The 23,980-nt window shown below is 56.0% G+C and carries 8 protein-coding genes; 1 reads left to right on the top strand and 7 read right to left on the bottom strand.

Annotated features, from left to right (window positions below):
- Positions 1 to 68 precede the first annotated feature (68 nt).
- From PQQ86_RS25980 to PQQ86_RS25950, 7 genes are all read right to left on the bottom strand, one after another.
- A complete protein-coding gene (locus tag PQQ86_RS25980) occupies positions 69 to 1,313 on the bottom strand; it encodes a glycosyltransferase (protein WP_408273382.1) in 1,245 nt (414 codons plus the stop codon).
- Positions 1,314 to 2,115: 802 nt separating this feature from the next.
- Positions 2,116 to 3,594 (bottom strand): TolC family protein, encoded by a 1,479-nt coding sequence (locus PQQ86_RS25975; protein ID WP_408273379.1) that lies wholly within the window; start codon positions 3,592 to 3,594, stop codon positions 2,116 to 2,118.
- Positions 3,584 to 5,017 carry an HlyD family type I secretion periplasmic adaptor subunit gene (locus PQQ86_RS25970; protein WP_408273376.1) on the bottom strand — a complete coding sequence of 478 codons (1,434 nt, stop codon included), beginning with the start codon at positions 5,015 to 5,017 and terminating at the stop codon, positions 3,584 to 3,586. The genes PQQ86_RS25975 and PQQ86_RS25970 overlap by 11 nt, the downstream gene beginning before the upstream one ends.
- A 5-nt stretch (positions 5,018 to 5,022) precedes the next feature.
- A complete protein-coding gene (locus PQQ86_RS25965; protein WP_408273374.1) occupies positions 5,023 to 7,188 on the bottom strand; it encodes a type I secretion system permease/ATPase in 2,166 nt (721 codons plus the stop codon).
- A gap of 248 nt (positions 7,189 to 7,436) precedes the next feature.
- The gene (locus PQQ86_RS25960) at positions 7,437 to 15,680 is read right to left on the bottom strand and encodes a glycoside hydrolase family 113 (RefSeq protein WP_408273371.1); all 8,244 of its coding nucleotides are present in this window, start codon (positions 15,678 to 15,680) and stop codon (positions 7,437 to 7,439) included.
- A gap of 1,396 nt (positions 15,681 to 17,076) precedes the next feature.
- Positions 17,077 to 22,866: a beta strand repeat-containing protein gene (locus PQQ86_RS25955; protein ID WP_408273368.1), complete on the bottom strand. Its 5,790-nt coding sequence runs from the start codon at positions 22,864 to 22,866 to the stop codon at positions 17,077 to 17,079.
- A gap of 15 nt (positions 22,867 to 22,881) precedes the next feature.
- Positions 22,882 to 23,439 (bottom strand): hypothetical protein, encoded by a 558-nt coding sequence (locus PQQ86_RS25950; RefSeq protein ID WP_408273367.1) that lies wholly within the window; start codon positions 23,437 to 23,439, stop codon positions 22,882 to 22,884.
- Between the two features lie 134 nt (positions 23,440 to 23,573).
- On the opposite strand from PQQ86_RS25950, the gene PQQ86_RS25945 reads away from it, so the two are divergent.
- Positions 23,574 to 23,732 (top strand): hypothetical protein, encoded by a 159-nt coding sequence (locus PQQ86_RS25945; RefSeq protein WP_408273365.1) that lies wholly within the window; start codon positions 23,574 to 23,576, stop codon positions 23,730 to 23,732.
- Positions 23,733 to 23,980 lie beyond the last annotated feature (248 nt).

Here is a 23,980-nt window from a genome sequence, read left to right as displayed (position 1 = left end):
ACAGCCATACCACCCCCTCAAGTGATGTTCTGTTCGTGGCACCGATCAAAGAGGGTCCGTGCAACCCTTCAAGCTGCCACGCGCCTGCGGAGCCCAAGCACTTCGATCTGCCGCGGCAGGCACAGATCGCGCAAACTGAACCGCTCACGCACAGTCGCAATCCCTCCGGTGCGCAAACTTGCCGCCCGCAGCGCGTCGTCGCACACGTTCGCGAGCGCATCGACCAGTTCGTCCTGGGAAAAAAAATCGACCAGCAACCCGTTGCGGCCGTGCTCTATCACTTCTTCGACCGGGGCGGTCCGCGAACCGACCACCACTGCGCCCGCAGCCATCGCCTCAAGCATCGACCACGACAACACGAACGGATAGGTCAGGTAAACATGTGCGGTCGACAGTTGGAGTACGCGTAAGTAGTCAACATACGGCAGCCGGCCCAGAAAATGGACACGCGACGCATCCAGTCGCGGGGCGACTTCGGTGAGGTATTGTTCTCGCCACGTCCCCTTCGCGGGTGGCTTACCGTACGACACGCCGTCGGCGCCAACGATCACCACGTGAGCGCGTGGCAGGCGTCGCTGCAGTGTCGGCAATGCGCGCATGAAGCGATGAAAACCACGGTACGGTTCGAGGTTACGCGCCACGTAGGTAATCACCTGATCGTCGCGCGTCAACGTGACGCCGCGTTGCGGCAGGTGCATGCGCACAACAGGATTCGGCTTCACCAGATCGAGGTCGACGCCGTCGTGCACAACCTCGATGCTTGGCTGAAACAGCGTCGGGTAACGCGAGCGCTGCCATTGCGTCGGGCTGATGCCCGCGTCCGCCGCGACCAAGCTGACGAGCTGCGGCATGTTCTCAGTGCGGATGCGCAGGCCTTCAGGATCGACATCGGGAAACTCAGGGTCGAACTGGTAATCCTGCTCGTCGCGATTGAAATAGAACTCGCAGTAATTGACCACGCGGGCATGCGGAAACACGTCCTTCACGTGTAGCATCTCGCCCCAGCCAGGATGGCCGTAGACAAGGTCGGGGCGGAAACCGTCGGCGGCGAGCTGCTTCATGCATGCCGCGACGGTACGGCCACGGCGCAAAGCGTTGTCGGCGGTCCACAGATCGCGTGGTACACGATCGCGCGGCGTCGGCGTGAAGTCGTAGCCGAGGAAACGCACGCCGTCCACCGGCCGCCGGATGTTCTCGCGGACGCGTTTGCGTTCGCCGATCGCGACGACCTCGACGCGCGGATCTTGCGCGCAATGAAACATCAGATGGCGAAATTGCGCCGGCAGGTTCTGATGAATCAGCAGGATCTTCACGATTCGATGTCCGCTCGCGGGCGCGGCGCGGTGTGGGTCCGACAGACCCACGTCAAGCGCCCTCTGTCACCCGGCCCGATGCGTCGGCCGACCGCCGCAATCCAACTTGCTGTCGCTTCGCGTGTGCGCCGCGCAGTCGCAGGCAGGCCCATCCGGATGCGATCCGTCAGTCGATATTCCATCGTCAGTAACTCACTTCTTTGCATACGGGAGCGCGATGCGCAATTGGCAATGTGGCAAACCAGTAACCATCACGATTGAATGTGGCGATTACCGTTAATAAAAAACGAATTGATTAACCGTCCATACGTCGTTATATGCCGAATGGATCGTTATCTAGTCGGCATTACTCGCGCGAATGGTGCACAGTGCCAGCCCTGACGGGTACGCGCGACGTGCTGACACCCGCGCTGACAGGCGTGACCAGTTCGAAGGCGTGCTACAGACGATGCGATGAACGCCACGATGGTGGCGAGTATTGATGAGAAAAAGACTATATCCCCGGATATTTTTTTCATGCGCCCCTCGGTATTTTTCTCTCAATATGCCTGCCTTTCGCAGATTCTTACTTATGGGATATACACTATGCCGCACGTAATCCAATGTCAATCAATTCGTCAGAATAATTTCAATGAAATGATTTTGAAATATAGAGTAATTATTTTGAAATTTTATAATGCCGGTGGGCCGTCGAACGTCCACGCAATCCAAGGTCGGTATGGGCGACAAGTATGAAAGGCATGGCCGGAGCGAGCCCGAGCAGCTTGCCAGGATTCTTGTCTGAGTGCGTGGAGCGCGTTCTTTAACGCTCACCCAAGTGCAGATCCTGTAAATCCAGCCGCCCAAGCTTCGCGGCCAGTTGTAGCCGCGCAGCACGCCAGTCCGTGAGCGCCTGGATCCGTTGCTGATGCGCGTCTGCCAGTTGCGATTGGGCATGCAGCAACTCCAGAATGTTGCCAACCCCCGCCGTATACCGGTGCTTCGCTGCGTCGAAACTGCGCTGCGCGATGTTGAGCAACGCAGCCGTATTCCCGGTGTTCTGCAGATCCGTCTGCAGCGACTGGTAGGTCTTCCACACGTCGAGGCCGACCTGCTGCGTCGCTTCGTCAAGCGTGTATTGCTGCACCTCGACCTGCGCATGCGCCTGACGCGCCTGATAGGTCCGTCCGAACCCTTCAAAGAGCGGAATCTGTACCTGCACACCGAAGTACCAGTCGTGACCGGTCGCCGGAAATTGCGGCTCACCCAGGCCAAGGCTCGCGGGCTGGTTGTTCTGGCTGTACTTCGCCACGAAGTTGAGGGTCGGCCACCCTTGTGCACGCGTCTGCTGCTCCTTCGCGACCGCTGCTTCGAGTTGTGCACGCGCAGCTGCCACGCTTGGATGCTGCTGCTCGGCCTGCTGGATCAGCTCGGTCACCGACTCCGAGAAGTCGAGGTCTGGCGCGACGCCGTCGTTAACCGGAGGCACCGCGATCGGTTCGGACGGGTTCAGGTCCATGTCCGACGCGAGCGTGCCCAGTGCCGTCTTCAGGTCGCCGTCAGCTTTCGCGCGAGCGAAGGTCGCCTGCGCGTACGAGGTCTGCGCTTCGAGCTGGTCGGTGATCGCCGCCACACCGTGAGCGACACGCGCCGACGCCGCAACAAAGCTGTCGTGTGCGGTTTGCTCGGTTTCCTGCGCCGCCGCTAGCTTGCCGGCCGCCGCCTGCGCGGCATAGTAGTCTGTGGCGACCGTAGAGAAGGCGGAGCGTAACGTCGCGTCCTGATTTGCGCGCGCGGCGGCCAGCAGTTGGTCAGCGTTTCGCAGCGCCGCCTCACGCCCACCGAAGTCGTACAACACCCAATTCAGTGATACCGACGCAGTGTGGATCGATGCGCGATCGGCCGAACTCAAAGCCGGGTGACCGGTGATGTCGGTCACCGAGTCGTCGCGCACGTCTTGCCAGTTCGCCGTTACGGTCGGCAGATAGGCCGCACGCGCAACACCGACGTTGGCCGCCTGCACTTTCACATTGGCCCACGCTTCACGTGTCTTCGGATTCTCGCAAAGCGATCGGTCGACTGCCTCCTCAAGGCGCAGCGGAACACCAGGCGCGCCGAACTGGCACGGCCGAATATTGCCGTCGAGGCCCGTCGCAACAAGCGATGCCGCAGCAGTCGGCGGTATCGCACCCTCGGTGCGCAGAACGTCGAAGGCCAGCACCGGCTGCGATACGAAAACCAGCAACGACAGATATAACGTGTACTGTGAACGCCCCCGCATTCTCGACGGACTACCGCTCATGCAGACTCTCCTGCGCAGTCTGCACCAGAGGATCAAGGAAATATCCTGCAACGCTGCGCCGACCTGTCTTGATCTCGGCAGTCACTTCCATTCCCGGCGTCAGATTGATCCACTTGTCGTGGATGAACATCTGCCCGCGCGGCAACCGGATGCGCGCGGTAAAGCTCAAGCCCTGCTTCTTGTCCTTATCCTGCACCGCGTCGTTAGACAATGCCGTCACCGTGCCAGTCAGATAGCCGTATCGGGTGTACGGAAATGCTTCGATTTTCACCACCGCCTGCTGCCCCACGTTGACGAAACCCACGTCCTTGTTCTCGATGGTCGCTTCAACTTCGACCGCGTCGTCGGGGACCACCTCCATCAGGGCCTGCGCGGTCGTCACCACGCCGCCCAGCGTATGCACGTTCAGTTGCTGCACCGTACCTGTAACCGGCGCATGCAGCGTCAGCAGTTGCTGACGCGTGACGGCCTTGGTCTCATCACCGCTGTTTTGCGCAAACTGCTGGTTAGCCTTGTCGAGTGTTTCGAGTTGCTCGCGGTTGAACTGCGACGTCGTCTGTTCGATCGTTGCGCGTTGTTCGGCGATGCCGGCCACGAGCTCCTGCGCGTGGCTCTGCTGCGCGGCAAGTTCGTGTTCCTGCTCAAGTGCGGTCTGCTGCTTCTGCAGATAATCGTGTTCAGCCACGTAGTGATCCACCGCCAGTGACTTATAGTCATTCGCCTGGCTGCGTGCGAGCGGCGCAGTGGCGCGCAGCTTCGCGACTTCCTGCCGGGTCGAGTCGAGTTCGGCTTCACGCTTGAGCAGTTCAGCCTGCGCCGCATTCAACTTGTCAACATACTCACGATAGAGCCCTTGCGCGAAACGTTGCGCTTCGGCCTGCTGGTCGGGCGACGCGCCGTCAACCGGCGCCAACACCGGAGGCTGGCTCTTTGCACGCGCATCAAGCAACGCTCGCGAACGCGCCGCGGACAAGGCGGCCTCCACCCGCGCCGAGCGGGCCTTGTCCGCATCGGCAGCGGCCTGCGTCGCGTCGAGCACGATGATCGGCTGCCCTTCGGTCACGCGCTGGCCGTCGTGCACCAGAATCTGCCGCACTACGCCCGTAATCGCCGGCTGTACGATCTTCACGCGTGCACTAGGAATAAGTTTGCCTTTCGCGACCGCGACGATATCGAGCCGCCCACACACGGCGATCAGCAGCGCGATGACCGCCAGCAGCACGACAATGCGCATCGACCACTTCGGCGCCGGATGCACCGGTGTCTCGGTCAGTTCGAGGTTGGCCGGCAGGAATGCCAGCTCGCTCGCAGTGCGATGTGGCGTATCGAGTTGGGCGCGGATCGACCATGCGGTCCGGAAAATTGTGCTGTAGCGGCGCAACAGGTCGCCCAACGCCTGAAAGCGGATCGGAGTCAGATTCATCGCCGTTACCCGTTTTGCAGCGACACAAGGTGCGCGTAGTAGCCGCCCTTCTCAACGAGTTGTGCATGATTGCCCCGCTCGACGATCCGGCCTCTATCCATTGCAATGATGTGATCGGCGTGACGCACCGCTGTCAGCCGGTGCGCGATGATGATCACGGTGCGCCCCTGGCACATCGAACGCATGTTGTTCTGGATAACCCGCTCGGTTTCGAAGTCGAGCGCGCTGGTCGCTTCGTCGAAGATCAGGATACGTGGGTTCGTAACCAGTGCCCGCGCAATCGCAATACGCTGGCGCTGTCCGCCGGATAGCGTCGAGCCGTGCTCTCCGACCATCGTGTCGTACGCTTGGGGTAGCTCGGTGATAAAGTCGTGCGCGCCCGCCAGTTTCGCGGCGTGCATCACCGTCTCCAGCGTCGCGCCCGGATCGGTGACGGCAATGTTGTCGCGAATCGACCGGTTGAACAGCAGATTCTCCTGCAACACGACGCCGATCTGGCGTCGGAGCCATGCAGGGTCGGCGAGCGCCAGGTCGATACCGTCGATGCGCACGCGGCCGTGTTCGGGAACATACAGACGCTGCAGCAGTTTGGTCAGCGTGCTCTTACCTGAGCCCGAGCGACCGACAACGCCAATCACCTCACCCGCGCGAATCGTCAGGTCGACGCCATCAAGCACCGGCGCACCGTCCGCGCGATAGCGGAAGCGCACCTGTTCGAAGCTAACGTCGCCCTTCAAAGCCGGCAATGCCTGCCGGCTTTGAGGCACTTCGGTGCGCGAGTTAAGGATGTCGCCCAGGCGCATCATCGAAATGCCGACCTGCTGGAAGTCCTGCCACAGCTGCGCGAGGCGAATTACAGGCGCGGCGACCCGCTGTGACATCATGTTGAAGGCGACCAGCTGCCCGACTGTCAGGCGACCGTCAATCACCAGCTTTGCCCCGAAGAACAATGTTGCGAGCGTGACGAACTTCCCGATCACCTGGATGATCTGCTGGCCGACGTTGCTAAGCGCGTTCACCCGAAAGCTCGCCGTCACATAGGCGGCGAGCTGGTTGTCCCAGCGCCGCGTGAACTGCGGCTCGATTGCCATCGACTTGACCGTCTGCACGCCCGATACCGCTTCGACCAGAAACGACTGGTTGTCCGCGCCGCGCGCGAACTTGTTGTTAAGCCGTTCACGCAAGATCGGGTTTAGCGTGATCGACGTGATCGCGTAGAGCGGCAACGACACGGCAACGATCAACGTCAACCACACGCTGTACACACACATCACGCCGAGAAAGATCACGGAGAAGATCATGTCTATCACTGCGGTCAGTGCCTGGCCAGTGAGGAAGCTGCGGATGTTCTCCAGTTCACGCACGCGCGCAACCGTGTCGCCAACGCGGCGCGCTTCAAAGTATGCAAGCGGCAACGTCAGCAGATGGCGGAACAACCGCGCACCGAGTTCGACATCTATCCTGTTGGTCGTGTGCGAGAACACGTAGTTGCGCAAGCCGGTGAGCAGCACCTCGAAGACCGAACTGACCAGTAACGCGACGCAGACCACGTTCAGCGTGCTGTATGCACGGTTGACCAGCACCTTATCCATCACTACCTGGAACATCAGTGGCGAGACGAGTCCGAAGACCTGCAGGATCAGCGAAACCAGTAGCACTTCGAGCAGCAGGCGTCGGTATTTGACGACCGCCGGGATGAACCAGGAAAAATCGAAACGCGCGAGTTCGCCCGCGAGTGACGCACGCGACGCAAAAAATAGCATCTCGCCGCCGGAGCGACTCAGCACGTCAGGCGGCGGAATTACGGTCGGGCTGCCCGCATTCGCTTCCATCACCAACGCCTTCTGTGCATCGCATCCGGCAAGGATGAAGTGTTCGCCCGCTTGGTCTAGCACCAGCGCCGGAAACGAAGCGCGCGCAAGGCGCTCAGCCGTGACCTTGACGCGGCGAGCCTTCAGCCCTATCGAACGGGCAGCCAGCAACAGATCCGAAGCGGTGAAGCTGTTCGACGCAATGCCCGCCGTGTGACGCAACTGCTCCGCATCTGCAGCGATGCCGTGGAAGCGCGCAATGCGCACGAGCGCTGTCAGACCGGCGTCCGCAGCAGGAATGTCTGCATTGCCGGGCGCGGATTGACCGCGGACCGGCGTCTCGATGTCGTCTTGTGTCATTTCTTGTATTGCTGCAGCCTCTCAACTGCACATTGCATTCTGCTGGACTGGGTATCGACGATTGGATAGAAGGTCGATCGGAATAAATTGGTCCATCGCAAGCCGTTTTGCTCCCCCGCATCTCTGGGTAACGACACAAAATACTGCCGACTTGAGCGTTTTTTTGCCACCGACCGACCCGCCGTTGCGGATGACATTCTGCAAGCCATACGAACAACCCGCGGGTCGTGCCAGAGTCATCAGTGACATCAATGCCAGTTCGCCGCAATGACCGGTTGAAGTTGGTTCTGGTAGCTTTCAGGCAGTGTGATCGAGCCAGCCGCAGGAGGACTAAACGCGGCCATCGCGCTGACAAGTGCGTTTACGTCATTGCTTGTCAGTACTTTGCCATCCGCCGCGTCAAATGACTGGACAGCCTGCGAACTTCCGTTGTACCAGCCGGTAATGTCGATTTGCGACGACGTTCCGATGACACTAACGAGAAGGTCGTTGCCTGAACGGGAGAACCAGAGTTGGTCACTACTCGCCGCGCTAAAGGCCAACTCATTCGTCTGGGGCTGCGAGCTGCCACTTTCAGTGATGACCGTACTTGCGACGTTCATGCTATCTCCAGCCAAGGCATTGTCAGTGAGGACGTCGTTGTCCTCGAGGAAAATAGTATCGTTACCACTTCCAAGCGTGACATGGCCAACGCCGTTCCCCAGAGTAACCGTATCTGTTCCGCTGCCAAGGGCCACGTCGGTCGACCCGGTCGTTTGTATGACGGCAGCCATGCCGCTGACTGTAATGGTGCTTTGATCGCCGCTAATGGATACTGTGTCGCCATTGCCGTCGATGTTCACAGTCGAATTGTTGCCGGAAATGGTCAAAGCTTCGCCATTTCCGATCAAGCTAACGTTCGTGTTATCACCGGTTATGGCAAGCCCGTCGTTGGCTCCAGTGGCAGATACGGTATCGCTGTCGCCAGCAATCATCGCCGTTGTGCCTGCCCCTGACAAATCAATGGTTGTGGATCCACTGGTCTGGATGACGTTATTGCCGCCAGTTACCTGCACCTGATTGCCCGAACCCGAGACGCTGACCCCTGCGCTGGTTCCCAGCGTGATCTGATTGTCGCTGCCGGTCAAGTCGAGCGCATCGCCAGCGCCCACCGTGATGGTATTTGAATCGCCCGTGAGCGTATTCGGCGTGGAGCTGCCTGACTGCGCGCCGCTCTTGAGTCCATACCAGTAGTCGACGATGTTCAGGCCGGCCTTTCCTTGAACACTGAAGTCTCCAGCTTCTACCCCAGCAGGATTGGCCTCCCAGTTCCACAAATATGCCCCCTCAAACCAGTTTCCACCGTTCTGACTGAACGTCGAAAAGAACGCCTGGAGCGCGTTGCTTTGTTGCTGGAAGTCCACCCAGTTTGATGTGCCAAAAGCTCCCTCAAGTTCGTTGGTGTCGTTGACGCTTTGATAGCCGATTTCCGTGAACAGAACAGGTTTGTCGTATTCCGTAGAGAGGCTCTTGTAAAAGTCGACGGGAGCCATGTTGTCCATAACCGACGCGTCGTAGCTATTACTCGACATCGTAGTCCATCCGGTTTCGAGTTGCTGAACCGTGGGATCCGTAATGTCGGTCACGGGGATATATGCGTCCGCGCCAATAATATCGAGCTTGTTCCAGAAACTGACATTGGCAGTTTCATTCCATCCGGATGCGTAGGTCAGTTGCCCAGAATAGACCTGGCGCACAGCTGCAATCAGCGTATCCCAATACGGTTCGTAAGCGGTCCCGCTTAAGGATTCCATCTCCGTCCCGATCACTAGCGTCCCGACACCGGTAGCCTGTGCTATCTCGGCATAGTGAACAATCATTGCCTGATAGTTGCTGAAGAACTGAGCGACATTCGACGGGTCGAGGTACGCACGCCATGTCCCGTCCGAAACATCCAGATGGGGCTTCAGTGTGACGCCCAGCCCATCCGCTTGAGCTTCGCTGATCGCCAACTCCAGGCTTGCATCCGACTCGGTGGCGCTGGTCGATTCGATATTCGTGTCCGTGACGTTCTGAACATACTGGGTTACCACCAGCGAGACCGAGTTGGCTCCGGTGTCTGCCAGCGATTGCAACGATTGTGCCCCCGCAGCCGATGAAAACTGCCCTGCGTTATAGGACGTAAAATCGAATCCATTAACGGCGAAACCGCTTGCGCTGCTGCCAGCTTCGGGATCGCTTCCAGTGACCGCGGCGCTATCGGTCAAATTCAATGTAGCACCTGTCATCTGCAGGGAGTTGCCGTTGCCGGTCAGGTCAAGCGTCCCGCCCGCTCCAACGCCTACGGCATTGTTGCTGCCAGTGACGCTGGCTTGAATCCCTGCTCCAACTGTAATCGCGTCGTTGCTAAGGATCGCATACTGCCCATTGCCTTCGAGAACGGCCGTCACGCCTGTTGCGTCGCCGCCAATCCCGTTTCCGGCACCCATCAACGTAACGGAATCGTTCGACGCGGCATTTACCCAGTTGTTGGAACCGTTTACCGTGAACGTGTCGGATGCATCAAGGGTCACCATGTTGCCGTTGCCTGTCAAACCGGCCTGACTTCCGGCGCCAATGCCGATGTTTCCCTGATTGACCGCGAGCGCCTGCTGTACGCCACTCACGGCTAGCGTCGAATCCTGACCAGACACGGTTACGGTATTGAGTGACCCACTGAGATCCACCTGCCCACTGTTTCCGTTAAGTGTCACGGTATTGTGGTTACCACCTACCGTTGCGACGTTGTAGTCACCGTTGGCTACGACACTGCTATTGGTCGCGGTTTCCGTGATCGAAAACCCACTTCCGTTTGCAGTAACGGTATCCCCGTTATAAACGGTGACGCTATCCCCGCCACCTTCGAAGTCGGCAGTACTGTTATCGAGAACAAACGCCGAGGCGCCGCCCGCGTGCAAGGTGTTATTTGTGCCAGCGAACGTTATCTGATTGTTCTGGCCATTGACCGCGAGTACGTTGTCGGTCCCATTGATATATGTGGTCTCATTGTTGCCGTTCAGCGTGACATCGTTGTAGTTACCGTTGGACGAAAACGAATCATTACTGCCATTTCCGGTGATAAGGTTGCTGGAGCCCTCTTCACTAAAGTTGTTTGCATTGCCGTTTGCCGTGATGGTGTTCTGATTGCCATTCACCGCTAACGACATACTCCCGCCGTTAACAGTAAGCTGCGACGTATTGCGCACGTTCACCTGATCCGACACACCATTCACCGTACCACCCGCGTTATCTGATAGCGAGACAATGCCATTACCGATCGATATCGTATTGCCAGCGCCAGACAGCGACGCGGTAATCTGCTGGCCGTTCGCGTTCAGGTTGTTGTTGTTCCCGGTGACTGTCAGATATTCGTTGGTGCCGTTCTCGGTCAGGAGGTTATTGTTGCCAGTCGCCGTGATTGCACCGCCCGTCCCATTGATTGTCACAGTCGTACTGTCTAACTGGCCCTGGACCGCATCGTAGCTGCCGTTGACGGTGACCCGCTCGTCAACGCCGTTTTCGGTCACGTTATTGCTGTCACCGTTGACAAGCACGCTCTCATTGCCGCCATTGTCCGTAATCGCGTTGTTCGATCCTTGTACGCTGACACTTTCGCCATCACCGTTCAGGGTGACCGTGTTTTCTCCCCCGTTTGCGGAGAAATTCATGCTTCCGCCGTTTACCGTCAATTGCGTCGTGTTGTAGACGTTGATCACGTCAGAAACGCCGTTGATTGTCGCGGTGGAACTGTTTTGCAAAATGGCCGTGCCATTTGCAATGCTCACGTTCTCCGAGCTGCCCGAAACGGTCGCCGTAGACTGCTGTCCGTTAGAGACCAACTGGTTGTTACTTCCGGAAACGGTCAGGTAGTTGCCGTTTCCATTAGCTGTCAGCACGTTGTTGCTGCCAGATAGCGAAATTGAATCGCCCGATCCGTTCAACGTGAACTTCCCAGCGTTAGCGGTACCCGTCACTCCCAGCGATGTGCCGTTCAGTACCACCGTATCGCCATTGCCATCTACGTTAACGCCGGAATATTGGCCGTTAAGAGTCAGATTATCCTGGTTGCCGATGGTGACCCCCAGACTCTCGCCATTGACAGACGCTGTGACTTCGTCTGCAAGGGACACTGAACCCGAGCCCAACGTGACATTTTCGTTCGTACCGATGAGGCTGAATTCGTCACCCTGACCATTCCCTGTTACCGTATTTGAGTCGCCGGCCAATTTGAACTGCTCATCATTGCCATTCGCGACAACGGTATTGCTGTCGCCGCCGACATTGACGATCATATTGCCGCCGTTAACCCTCACGGACCCGAGGTTCGAAAGGCTTATGTTTTCAGCGACGCCGTTGATCGTCGCACTGCTACTGTCGCCGACTGTCACAGATCCGTTGGCATTAGTTACAGTGTTGCCCAAGCCTGAAACAACGATACTGGTATACCTACCGTTGACGGTGACGGAATTGCCATTCCCATACATCGAGACGCTATCGGAGTCACCATTGACCGTTGCAGTGCTGCCGTTTCCGTTAGCGACAAAGACATTATTGCTTCCGTTGAAAACGAAAGTCTCAGTGTTTCCAGTGATGCCGATGCGGTTATCGTTGCCGTTGACTGTCATCGGCAACGAGTCGCGAGCCAGCGTGAGGGCAAGATCGGAACCGGAAAGTTCTGCAATATCGTTAGAAAACGCGGAAGTAAGAACCGGGTCCTCAAGTACCTGTTCAAGGTCGTCTGGATACCGATCCTTGGCGGTCACAGTACCCCACTTGAGCGTGTTTGGTGGCCAGGGTTGCTGATTGCTCGCAGCCAGGTCGTTGAGGCCGAGACTAGCTGCCTCTTCCAACTCGATAATCCATCCGGCCGCGAAATTACTTGTCGGATTCTGTGCGATCAATCCATTGATTGCACTGTCGTTCGCAAGATACTTCTCATAGTCCTTGGCAATCTGAATATTTCCGACCAAAGTGTTGACGGAGACATCCGGCTGTCCGTTCTGCGTGCCACTTCCCTCGGCCGCCGATGCAATTGACTGAACCTCCGATGATACCCAGTTGTAAACTGTTTCGTTAATTGCCTTCTCGACATAGACATCGCCACCGACAAATGACAGGTCTGAAAGCTGCTCGAACACCACGGCACTAATATAGCTCGAAGCTTTTGAATCACTGTACGCGCCTACTTTGTAAACGGCATTCGTTATCTGGGAGCCAACAGAAGAATCCGTGCCGATGTTGTTTTCATAATAATCACCATAACCTAGTTGTCCCGATACAGCGTCAACAACCAGGTGCATTTGGCCGCTTGCTTGCTGAGCGTTAGAAATTGTGCCACCGACTTGCGCCAGAATCTCATTCAGCTCCGTTGAAATAACGGTGCCAAGGCTATTGAGGTACGAGACCGGACCGTTGTCTTTAACGCCAGTTAGCTGGTATGAGTATGGACTACTGGAGTTCTGGTTAATTACGAGCGTTCCATAAACGCTGGGGTCCTTAGGGTAGGTGCCACCAAACGCGCTTCCAACAATTCCACCAAGAATATCTCCGATTAGCCCCCCCGCAAAGCTGCCCCAGGGACCCCAGATGGACCCTACTGCGGCGCCGAGAGTTGCGCCGATTTCTGCAGCTTCCTCTTCTTGTGGACTGTCCCACTTGATCGTCAAGGTCGCGAGTTCAACGCCGGCGAATCCTGCGAATGCACCTGTGAAACTGGTCAGGCTGAGACCAGAATCCCATGCCACATTCGTAGCCCCCAAAGCTTCTCTTGTGAGATTCGTAGCGATTGTCGAGACGACAAAACCAGCACCTGTATCTACGACTTCAGCAGGCAGGCCAGTAATTCCCAAGTCCTTAACCAGATCTCCGGTCAGGTACGCTCCGACAGCTCCTACCCCGGCTGTTAAGACATCAGGAAGTGCCGAATCTGCGAGATTCTGAATTGTTCCGCTCATGTCGCCCGCGGTACCGCCGTCGGCGTTTTGCAAGTCGATCGCCTCGCCGAGGTCTTTGCCGATTACACCGAGCACGGACGAAAACCCGATGCTCTCAACGACGTTATTACCGCCGAGAATCTTTCCTATGGCCGATCCGAGAACACTACCGACTTGACCATCCGAAATAGTTCCTTCGGTTGCGGTTGAATAAACCGTACTCTGAACGGAGCCCGTCCCGTCCCATCCCGAATAGGTCGTAGTCACGGCTGTTATACCGTCGGACGACAGGCCACCTTCGTCAGACGTATCAGCCGATGCATACGTCGTCACGATCGACGTGCCGTCCGTAAAGTTGGTTGTGGTGCTTAAAACCTCGCCAGTTCCGTCGAGATCGGAGTAGAGAGTTTTGGTAACCAAAGCCCCCGCTGCAGTGTTATAACTATCGACTTCCGACAATCCATTTATAAAGTCGGTCGTTTTGTTGACAAGCGTTCCCGTGCCATTGATCCCGGAGAAGTTCTCTGTCTGAGTGATGTACCCTGCGGATGGGTCTTCAGGATTGAACGCCTGAATCTGCGACGTTCCGTTTGCGTAGTTGGTCAACAACTGCGTCGTATTGCCATCAGAATCGTACGATTCAACAGTAATGGGCGACGTCTGCGCGCTTGAGTCATCAAACGTGGCGAGGGACGAAACGGAGCCATCCGACGCAAACGAGTACTGTTGTGTGGTACCGCTGCCGGGCGCACTGACATCGATGGTACCTGAGCCAATCGTTACCGATGAACCTTCTTCAACCGTTGCGTCACCCAAGTTGGCTGAACCAAGGGTGGCGGACCCGCCCCATACAGGAACTGTGAAGGTGCCACCCGCCAACGTCTGTATGGAAATGCTTTGGCCCAAATTGATGCTCGCTAGTGAGTTGGTATCCAGCGTCACATTCAGCGTGCCACTTGAATTGCCGAGCACGTAGTTTGATGAACCACTTAGCGGTTGCAACGAATAGGCATTCCCTGATTGGTCAACGATCGAGTAGCTGCCGTCGAGATTCAACGTCATCGATTCGATGCCGGAAACGTCGACGGGGCTGCCGCTTGCTTCGCCGTTCTGCAGTGCAATTTGCGCGGTACCGCTCGGACCTACCGAAATGGTTAGCGCGTCGCTCGATATCAAAGAGGATTGCTGGGCCGACGGACCCAGCAATACCGATCCGCCCGCAAACTCAACGTTGGTTACGTCACCACTACTATCTTCACCCAATGTAATTGCCAGAGGATTGCCATCTGCATCGATCGAGTTGAGCGAGAATGTGGATCCGTCTAGAACTGCCGCTGAATTGTAAGCATCCGTGCTTTGGCTGGTGGTTGCCCCTTCAGAATTAAATGCAGTCACCTGAAGCTGCTGTCCACTGGAATTGTAGGTTGTAACCGAAGAGACAATGCCGCCTGTCGTCCGTGTAAAGGTGGCTGTTCCGTCCAGGTTTACCGTAACCGTCCCGTTCGATCCTGTGACGCTTACGCTCTGGTTAGATCCATCGACCGACACAGAAGTCGCGCCGGAAATATTCCCGAGGAGTGCAGTCCATTGATTTAGTACCGACTGCCGATTCGCAGCGTTCAGGGCCGCGGTCGCTTCGGGGTCTGTGTCGCTATCATCTTGCCCACCAGATGCCGTTTGAGTGCTCGACAACGGTATCTCCAGTTCCGTCAGTACGTTCGACGCACTTGCTATTCCTACCGAATTAGTAAGGTCAAATGTTTCGGATATGGTCGCCACGCCAGGCGCGGGGGACGACGTTGATACTCCGTACTGACTCGCAAGATAGTTCCGAGCGTCCTCGGCGCTTAGGCCTTGGCTAGTCTCTACCTGCTTCAACTGCTGTTGGTAATACGCGTTGGCATCTGAGTAGGCGAGTTGTCCGCTTTGCTGGATTTGCGTGGTTATTGCATCATCTACGAGCTGATCGTGAACATTAGTCCCTCCGATCGCGCTGGGAACAGCGGCGAGGGTTCCGTTGAACGTCGTACTTACGTTAGTGGTGAACGTTGAGCTGCCAAGGAATCCTTGTACACTTGTTGACGATGCATATAAGCCTTGGTGCCATATACCGTACGCGACATCTGCGGTGGGTTGAGAGGCTAGGCCCGAATTTTGTGCCTGCAACGCGACAGCCCGGTTCCACACCGTCTGGAGAGACCCGCCTATGATATCAATCTGGGCCTCCGCACTCGACTGATAGTCTGCCGCTGTAAAATCACCGTCATACGTCTTGTTATAAAGAGTTAGCGCGTCTTGAAGCGAGCCGGTCAAAAACTGACCGAGACCATATCCCGTCGAACCAGGGGCCTGAGCTGAAACGTTGTACCCGGACTCAGTGTTCATCATCGCTATGCCGAAGGCGATGACATTCCCAGGAATCCCCATCGCCTGCCAAGTGCTCACGGCCTTTGCGATGATATTTCCAGCCACGTAGGCCGGCACCGTCGATTGCCCCGGAATTGCCGCGACGGTAATTCCATTCCAGTTCGATCCGCTCATTTCTTCCCCGATTCGTGTTTTTAAATGATGTGTCTAATACTTGTGATTCTTAAAGTTTCGGCACAGGATTCGTGCCACGCTGCAAAATATACTTGCCATTGTCTAGTACGTATTCGGCGACATAGTTTGCTTCGCGAAGCCTCCTTAGATCGGGCTCTGCAAACCGCGCGCGGAAGTGGATACGGAGTGTGGTGCCCCCCCTTGTGAATCGAGGCTCGCCCACAATTCGAAAGCAGCCGTTCGTTTCGCCCGAAAAAGGGGCCGCGCCGGAGTGAGTACTATCCAGACTGCTCGCAAAGTCGTTAAGAGGAGTAACTACCCTCCTTCCTGAGTTGATAGCAGCCTCGCAACCTTGCACGGCAGCGATGTTATTGCCCGCTAAGGGTATCCGGTCGCCGAGCAACATCCCGTCACTCGGAGTTAGCCGAATGACCGAGAGCCATCTCTCACATATACCCTGCGAGCAACTCTGGCTAACAAGCGCTACGCCGACTTCTCCAGACGCGATCCAGCTCAGTGATAATTTTCCTGGCACCCCTCCAAATCCGCTTTCACCAATAATGAGGGGAGGCCTTCTGACCGTCCAGTTTCGGCCGACTCGCGTTAAAAACGCCACGGAAATTTGCGCGTCGGCCGCATAAGTGGAGGGTGCTTGATCTGCCGAAGGCGCAGTAGCAGTACCAATCATCACCGCATCAGATTCGGAGAATTCGACAAGCAACGACGGATGGAAATTGGTGGCTGCGGGCCTTCTTTCGAGTGGCATGCCCAGGTTCGCCGCAGGGCGGCCGGATACCGCGTGATTCCAGAACCTTGCTATGTCTCCCGACGCTTGGGAGAATTTGGGGTACTTGGGCTCGGCGCGACTATCGAGACCGTAAACAGCCAACTGGCCGATGATCAGATAGCCGACGCATAGCCGTGCCAGACCTTTTATCCGCCCCTTATTTCCCATCGATTCTGAACCTTGGCAATTGCGCGCGATATGCGAGGAAGCTGCGCTTACGTTATGAAACAATATTTACCAAAGGTTGCAAGATTACTGCAAATTAATTTGAATGGGTGAACGGTCGGCAAAAGCTTAGGTATTTCGTACCGCGCTTTGTTTTTCCAAAGTTTCTCCTTCTGAGAGACAACTCTGGCGGGCAAGCCCACGTCGTATGCGCAGTGAGTTTTATTACGAATGCCTATCTAAACCTTTCCATTTCCCAATTTACAAATAAGTCGCGTATCGGATGAGGTGGTTATCACCGTGCGCGCCGTTCACCAGGTCTTTGACGGAGGCCGCGTCTGTGATAGAGGATGTGCAGGCAAGGCGATACTACGGCCCGACACGTGCCTGACTATCTGCAGAAATCCCCGTCGCCTTGAAGGCGGCGGGGACGTGATGGCAAAGTTACTGATGCCACGCGGTATTGACAGCTGCGAGGACGATCGGGTCAGTTACGACCGGATTAGCGGCGGACGTCGGATCAAATCCGGGGTTGTTGGCAGAAAAAGTTGCCATCGCCTGCACCAGCTGGCTGACCTGTGAATCGAGCGCATAGGAGCCACCGGGCGTTCCATCAGAAACGTCGATCGCGGCCAGCTGGCTGTAGTTATCGCCGTACCAGTCCGCTATGGTGGCCGAAGTCGACGAGCCCATCAGATCGACCTGCAAAGCATTGCCGACCCGCTGCAGCCAGAGATCCTGCGGCGCAGCTTCCTGGATCGAAAGCTCACCACCGGTCCCCGAGGACCACCAGTGTGCGGAATTGCCGTTCTCGATCGATAACGCACCGTACCCGGGCTTCAGCACATATGTATCATTTCCGCCCCGGCCGATTTCAAGGTCGGTGCCGCCCTGGCCATCGAATGTATCGTCTCCTGTCGACCCGTACAGCGTATCGTTGCCGGCCGTACCGGTAGTCTCCATCTGGACCAGTTCCTGGCGCGACCACGTGGTGCCATCGGCGAACTGCACAGACTGGATGCCGGACGCAGCGTCGGACAACATACTATCGATCGTAATCTGGTCCCCGGCCGTGCCGTCATGCAGGACTAATCCCTGGCCGTTGGCAGTGGCGCTCACTATGACCGCGGACGTAGTGATGCCAGGTCCCAGCTTCAACACGTTGGCGGGATGCGCGCTGTAATCGGCTTCGTCGATCTCGAGCGAACCGTAGCCCTGATTGAAAATGAACGTGTCTCCGCCACCGCCGCCTTCTTCGTAGTCGTTACCTCCATTTCCATCAAGCACATCCGCGCCCATCGAACCGTAGAGGCTATCGTTGCCCGTCGTGCCCGTCGTTGCCATCTGCATGACCTGGTCTCGCGACCAGATCGTGCCGTCGGCAAATTCGAAGCTCTGTACACCGTGCGAGCCGTCCTCGATCATGTAATCGAGCGTGATCTGATCACCGGGCGTGCCGTCCGATATTTGAATGTCGACGGGCGAACTTTCGCTAACCGTAATCGACGATTCGGTGATGCCCGCGCCCAGCTTCAGGACGTTTTGAAGGTTTGGTCCGAAATCCTGTTCGGCAATATCGAGCTGACCGTATCCCTGGTTGAATATGAAGGTGTCGTTCCCGCCGTTACCCTCCTCGAGGTCATTACCCCCCTTCCCATCGAGCAGGTCCGGGCCCGTTGTACCGTACAACGAGTCATTGCCACTCGTGCCGGTCATTTCGAGCTGAAGAAGCTGGGCGGCAGACAACGTCGCACCATCAGCAAACTGTACGACCTGCACTCCATATTCACTTCCAAGAAGCATGCGGTCCAGGGTGATCTGGTCTCCGGATGTGCCGTCCGTCAAGACAAGGTTAGTGCCATAGTCGCCCGCACTGACGGTCAGGTCAGATTCGTTAATTCCCGAACCTAGTTGCAGGACGTTATCGGGATTTATGTCCTGGTCGTCTTCATTGATCTCCAGTTGCCCATAGCCTTGATCAAAGATAAACGTGTCTCCGCCGCCGTTTCCGATTTCGAGATCATCTCCGCCCTTGCCATCGAAGAAATCCGCGCCGTTGCTACCTGCAAGCGTATCGCTGCCCGTTGTTGCACCCGCGAGTTCCACCTGGATTAGCTGACCACGAGACCAGGTCGTTCCGTCCGAAAACTGTACCTCCTGTACTCCACTTCCGCCCGCAAGCATCTGGTCCAGGGTAACCTGGTCGCCGACTGTGCCATCAGTCAAAACTATGCCCGTTCCATCCGAGGTCGCACTGACGGTTGTGGCCGACGCGCTGATGCCGGGACCAAAGACCAACACATTCGCCGGATTCGGCGCTGTATCCGATTCGACGATGTCCAGCTGTCCATATCCCTGATTAAAAATGAACGTATCGCCGCCGCCATTGCCTTGCTCGTAATCATTGCCACCCCTGCCGTCGATCAGGTCCGGTCCGTAGGAGCCGTACAGAGTGTCGTCCCCTGTCGTACCGGTTGTTTCCATCTGGACGAGCTGACTGCGGGACCACGTCGTGCCATCGGCAAACTGCACCTGCTGTACCCCATAGCCATTTGAGTACAACATGTTGTCAAGGGTGATTTTGTCTCCGGCAACACCATCTGTCAGAACCAGGTTGACACCGTCGAAGCTCGTTACCGTTACCGAAGACGCACTAATGCCAGAGCCAAGTTGAAGGACGTTCTCCGGGGTTGCGGAATAGTCCGTCTCATCAACTTCAAGCTGACCATACCCCTGATTAAATACAAATGTGTCCTCGCCACCACCGCCGTGCTCATAGTCCGAACCACCCTTGCCGTCGAATAACTCGGCTCCATCGGTTCCGTATAAAGAATCGTAACCAGTCGTTCCTGTTGCAGCCATCTGCACAAGCTGGCTGCGGGACAAGGCTGTCCCGTCCGCAAATTGCACCTTCTGTACGCCGTACGAAGCACCGGCAAGCATGTCGTCGAGGGTGATCTGGTCGCCATCGACGCCGTCCGCCAGGAAAATGTTTACGCCATCGGACGTGACAATGAGTGACGCGAGGTTAATGCCGGCACCGAGTTGCAACACGTTGTTCGGAGTATCGCTGTCGTCGACCTCGTTGACTTCAAGCTGGCCATACCCCTGATTGAAAATGAATGTATCGCCTCCACCGTTGCCTACTTCAACGTCGTTCCCACCCTGGCCATCCAATAGCTCCGCCCCAGGCGATCCACACAATGTGTCGTCTCCCGACGTCCCGGTCGTTTCCAACTGAATTATCTGGCTGCGTGACCACACAGTCCCGTCGTCAAATTCGAACTGCCCGACTCCTCGGTCCGATCCAGCAAGCATATCGTCGAGGATGATCTGGTCGCCGTCGACCCCATCCGAAACAACGAGCCCGGTGCCATCCGGCGTTGCCGAAATATGAATTGATGCTTCGTTGATGCCTCTCAGTTTGAGCGTGCTAAGGTCGGTCGGGCTCGAAGAGTTTTCCTCGACTTCCAGTTGGCCATAACCTGCCGCGAACACAAAAGTGTCATCGCCACCGCGGCCGATGGCGATATCGTTGCCGCCCTTACCATCCAGCAGATCGGCGCCGCTTGTTCCGACGAGTGTGTCGTTGCCCGTCGTCCCTGTCTGCTCCATCTGCAGCAGGTCTGCCCTCGAAATCACCGAGCCATCGGAAAACTGAACCGACTGAACACCATTGAAGGAACTGGTGAGCATGTTGTCGATAGTAATTGCATCGCCCACGACACCGTCGGTTAAGACGAGGCCCGTACCATCGGCAGTGCGTCCGACCACAAGCGATGCTTCCGTGATTCCGGTACCGAGCAGGAGGACGTTATTTGAATCATCATTCCAGTCAAATTCGGAAATTTCCAGGTTGCCGTACCCGGCTTGATAGGAAAATGTGTCGTTGCCGCCGTTGCCAATCTCGAGATCATTACCCCCTTTACCGTCAAACAGATCCGCGCGATTACTACCGTAGAGCGTGTCCGCTCCGGAAGTTCCGGTGGTCTCCATGCCGATAAGCTGTGCGGCGGTCAGCGATGATCCGTCTGAAAACTGAATCTGCTGCACGCCGTTCGACGCACTTGTAAGCGCGCCGTCGAGCACAACGCTGTCCCCAGAAGTGCCATCCAGGATTACCAACCCAGTTCCGTCCGCCGTTGCTGATACAGTCAGTGATGACTGCGAGATGCCGCCCCCCATCTCCAGTACGTTGCCAGCCGATGCATTCGGGTCTGTTTCCCGGATCTCAAGATGACTATATCCTGCCTGGAAAACAAAGGTGTCGTTTCCTCCCCCGCCTCGAACCAGATCATTGCCCCCGTGCCCATCCAGCACATTGGCACCGGAATTTCCGACCAGGAAGTCGTCGCCGGACGTACCTGTCATTTCCATCTGCCACAGTTGACTTGCCGACAGTGACGTTCCGTCCGACAACGTGAGCGACTGAACACCGCTAGTCGGGTCGATCAGCATTCGATCAAGCACGATTTCATCACCAGCTACCCCATCCTTCAGGACAAGGTCCCGGCCGTCCAACGATGCACTCACAGAAAGCGCCGTAAGCGATACGCCCGTTAGGTGCAATACGATGTCAGGATTTTGGCTACTATCCTGTTCGTCAATCTCAACCGCACCACTTCCTGCGGCAACGGTAAAGATATCGTTGCCTCCGGCGCCCACCAGTTGGCTTGGTCCCGTGGGTGCGACAAGCGTATCCGCGCCTGAGGTACCGACGATTTGCGTTACACCCTGATTTTGATCGGCGGCCATCTGGAGCATATCCGTGATTGACCAAGTAGTGCCGTCCCCGAATGTAACCCCCGTTACCGCAGCTGTATTAGCGGTGCCTAGCTGGATGGTGATGCTGTCATTGGCTCGTCCGTCAGTAAGCTCGAGAGCTCCCCCTCCTGCAATTAAGCGCAAATTGACGCTGGCCTCAGTAATGGTCGGATCCAACAACAGCGCAGCGCTCGCGTTTGTGCCTGTGACATTCGGTGCTAACAAGGTCACAGTGCCATCACCAGCTTTGTACGTCTGGCTATCCAATCCGGCCACGTTCCCTCCTGTCAGATCCGGTGCGATCGCGGGTATCGGAGGTGCAAATGTGGTCGGCAAACCGGGTGGATTGTAAAAATACCAACGTTGGTCGTCATATTTTTGGCGTGAGCCATCTGGCGATACGCCCGGAAAGATCGCAGGATCGTCTGAATAATATCGACGAGAATCAGCGCCGGGCTTAAGATAGAAGCGCTCTCCAAACTCGTCGATGAATCGTGCATCGATTACTTGGCCATCGACAGAAAAATGCTCCACAAATTTATTCGGAGAACCTGCCCACGTCTCGGTCAAGGTGATTCCGCTCTCCGTTTTTTGAATGACCACGAGACCTTTATCACCGCCGGTTGCCATTGCGTCAGTGTTAGGTCCCCATTCCAACGGATTCTCGTCTGGAGGTCCTTGCCCGACAGTATCGGAGTAGACGTTGGATACCAACGTCGCCCAGGCTGGCAGTTTAAAATTCGCCGATGCCTTGGCGAGGTTAGCTCCATTAATCGTTACTGTGTAATCGCCATTTAGGTTTACATGAGCTGATGCAATAATTGCCTTCGATACAGGATCAATTTCGGTCAAATCGTAAGAGCCGTCCTGATTGACTGTAGTGCGCTCACTGTTACTTAGCATTCCATCTCGGTAAATCTGGCTTGGAAATGGGTTCCCACCGCCAACAGACCACCCTCCATTCCAACTGGACCATGTGCTAGCGTTCGGATCTGCAAGCTGTTCCGTTCCGTTACCGGAGGAAAACGAGGTCAGCGCAGCATCAACCGCAATGATATTGGCCCACGGAACTGTCCCTGGTCCGCTCAGTTGCAAATAGGTGGGCTCCACTATTCCAATTTTGGATAACGCGGCCCATACAAATGTTACGCAATTATTATTGATTACATCGTACGTTGACGCATCAAAGCCGTCACCTGCAGGATAACTCCCAAAATCTTGCAGAGCCGCAAGTTGAGCTTGGGAAATTTGAACGGACCTCGTATAATTTACACTTTTGTATGTGCCGCTGTCGTTGTATTCAATGGTGCCTTGACCGTGCGGGGTAAATTCCGATAGAGGAGCGAATCCGTATTGACTGGGAACGCCGGCATCATCTGTAACCACATACCATATATGGCCGCTAACAGAAGTGCCGCCGTTATTAAGTGGAGTGAACGGAGCTGCAATGTTGATTGTTAGTGTTGGCATTTTCGTCCTTTTCTATCAGTGAGCGCTGTGGAATATTTTTATCTGGCGGTCAAATTTCTGAAGATTATTCGGAATTCGGCTTGACTTTACCTCGACCCAGTAGTCGCCCGCCTGCAACTCAGTAGACAAGACCAAAACGGAAACGTACCCGTAGTCTCGTCCTATCGGAGTGGATGAAATCACCTTATTCGCGATGAAATTTGCATCCAAATAGTAAGAATATTTCGCGTTGTGGATTGATATCGATAATATTATCGGGTCCAAAGCAGCAAGATTTTCTATCCCTTGATGAACACGTTGATTCTTTGCCCATTCGAGCAAATTTTTTAACTCGGTGACATTTTTGTAGCTAAAATCCACCGTGAAATCATAGGATTGCTCCTTCTCGTTCTTGAGGTGTGTGCTTCGTTCACCGATCGCCGTTGGCACGCTCATCGGAATGATGGCCGCAACCGGTGGAGATTCCGGGCGCTGTGGGAGACTCTCGGCGCGAATCCCGATAAGAAAGAAGAAAAAAACGGCGCCTATCAAATAAACGCTGGCGGCTTTTAATTTGTTATTTGTCGTTTTCATTTTTTGGCCTCATCGCGCCAGAACGGAATCAAAAAAACTAGCATTAGCCAAAAAACAAATGCGATGCACTGTTCCTTTCATTGACTTCGGGATGCTCGATTTCAAGCACACATCATTCGCATTGAGATCGCCCAATGGCAATTGTCAGCTACTGCGCAAAACTGGTTGAAGTCGCACTGATCGCTGCCCCGGAACGGCGATCAAGCCCGCATACCTACAATCCGCTATCCATTGATTTCGTGGCGGAAGCTCTCAAACTTCTGCAACTAGCATCAGTTATCCGCGGCTTGTAACTGTTAGTTACCTAACGTTACATTGCGTTACGCGTCCGTCTCAGTTAATAGCAACAAATTGAAAATTTCAAGTACTGGTAAACACGTGGTTCCGGCGCGCCCCACAGAATCTATACAAGTTCGCGATTTGACGGCGCTATCATCGATGAATCAATTGTGAGCAGTATGTGTGGGTCCCCACATGTCGAAACGGAACGGCAGCGCCGCTCCGCTGCTATGCCCCCTTTCGCGGCCGTCGTCTCTTCTGC

The sequence above is a fragment of the Paraburkholderia sediminicola genome (genome assembly GCF_046026675.1).
GTDB lineage: Bacteria > Pseudomonadota > Gammaproteobacteria > Burkholderiales > Burkholderiaceae > Paraburkholderia > Paraburkholderia sediminicola_F.
This window is presented reverse-complemented; position numbering and strand designations above follow the sequence as displayed.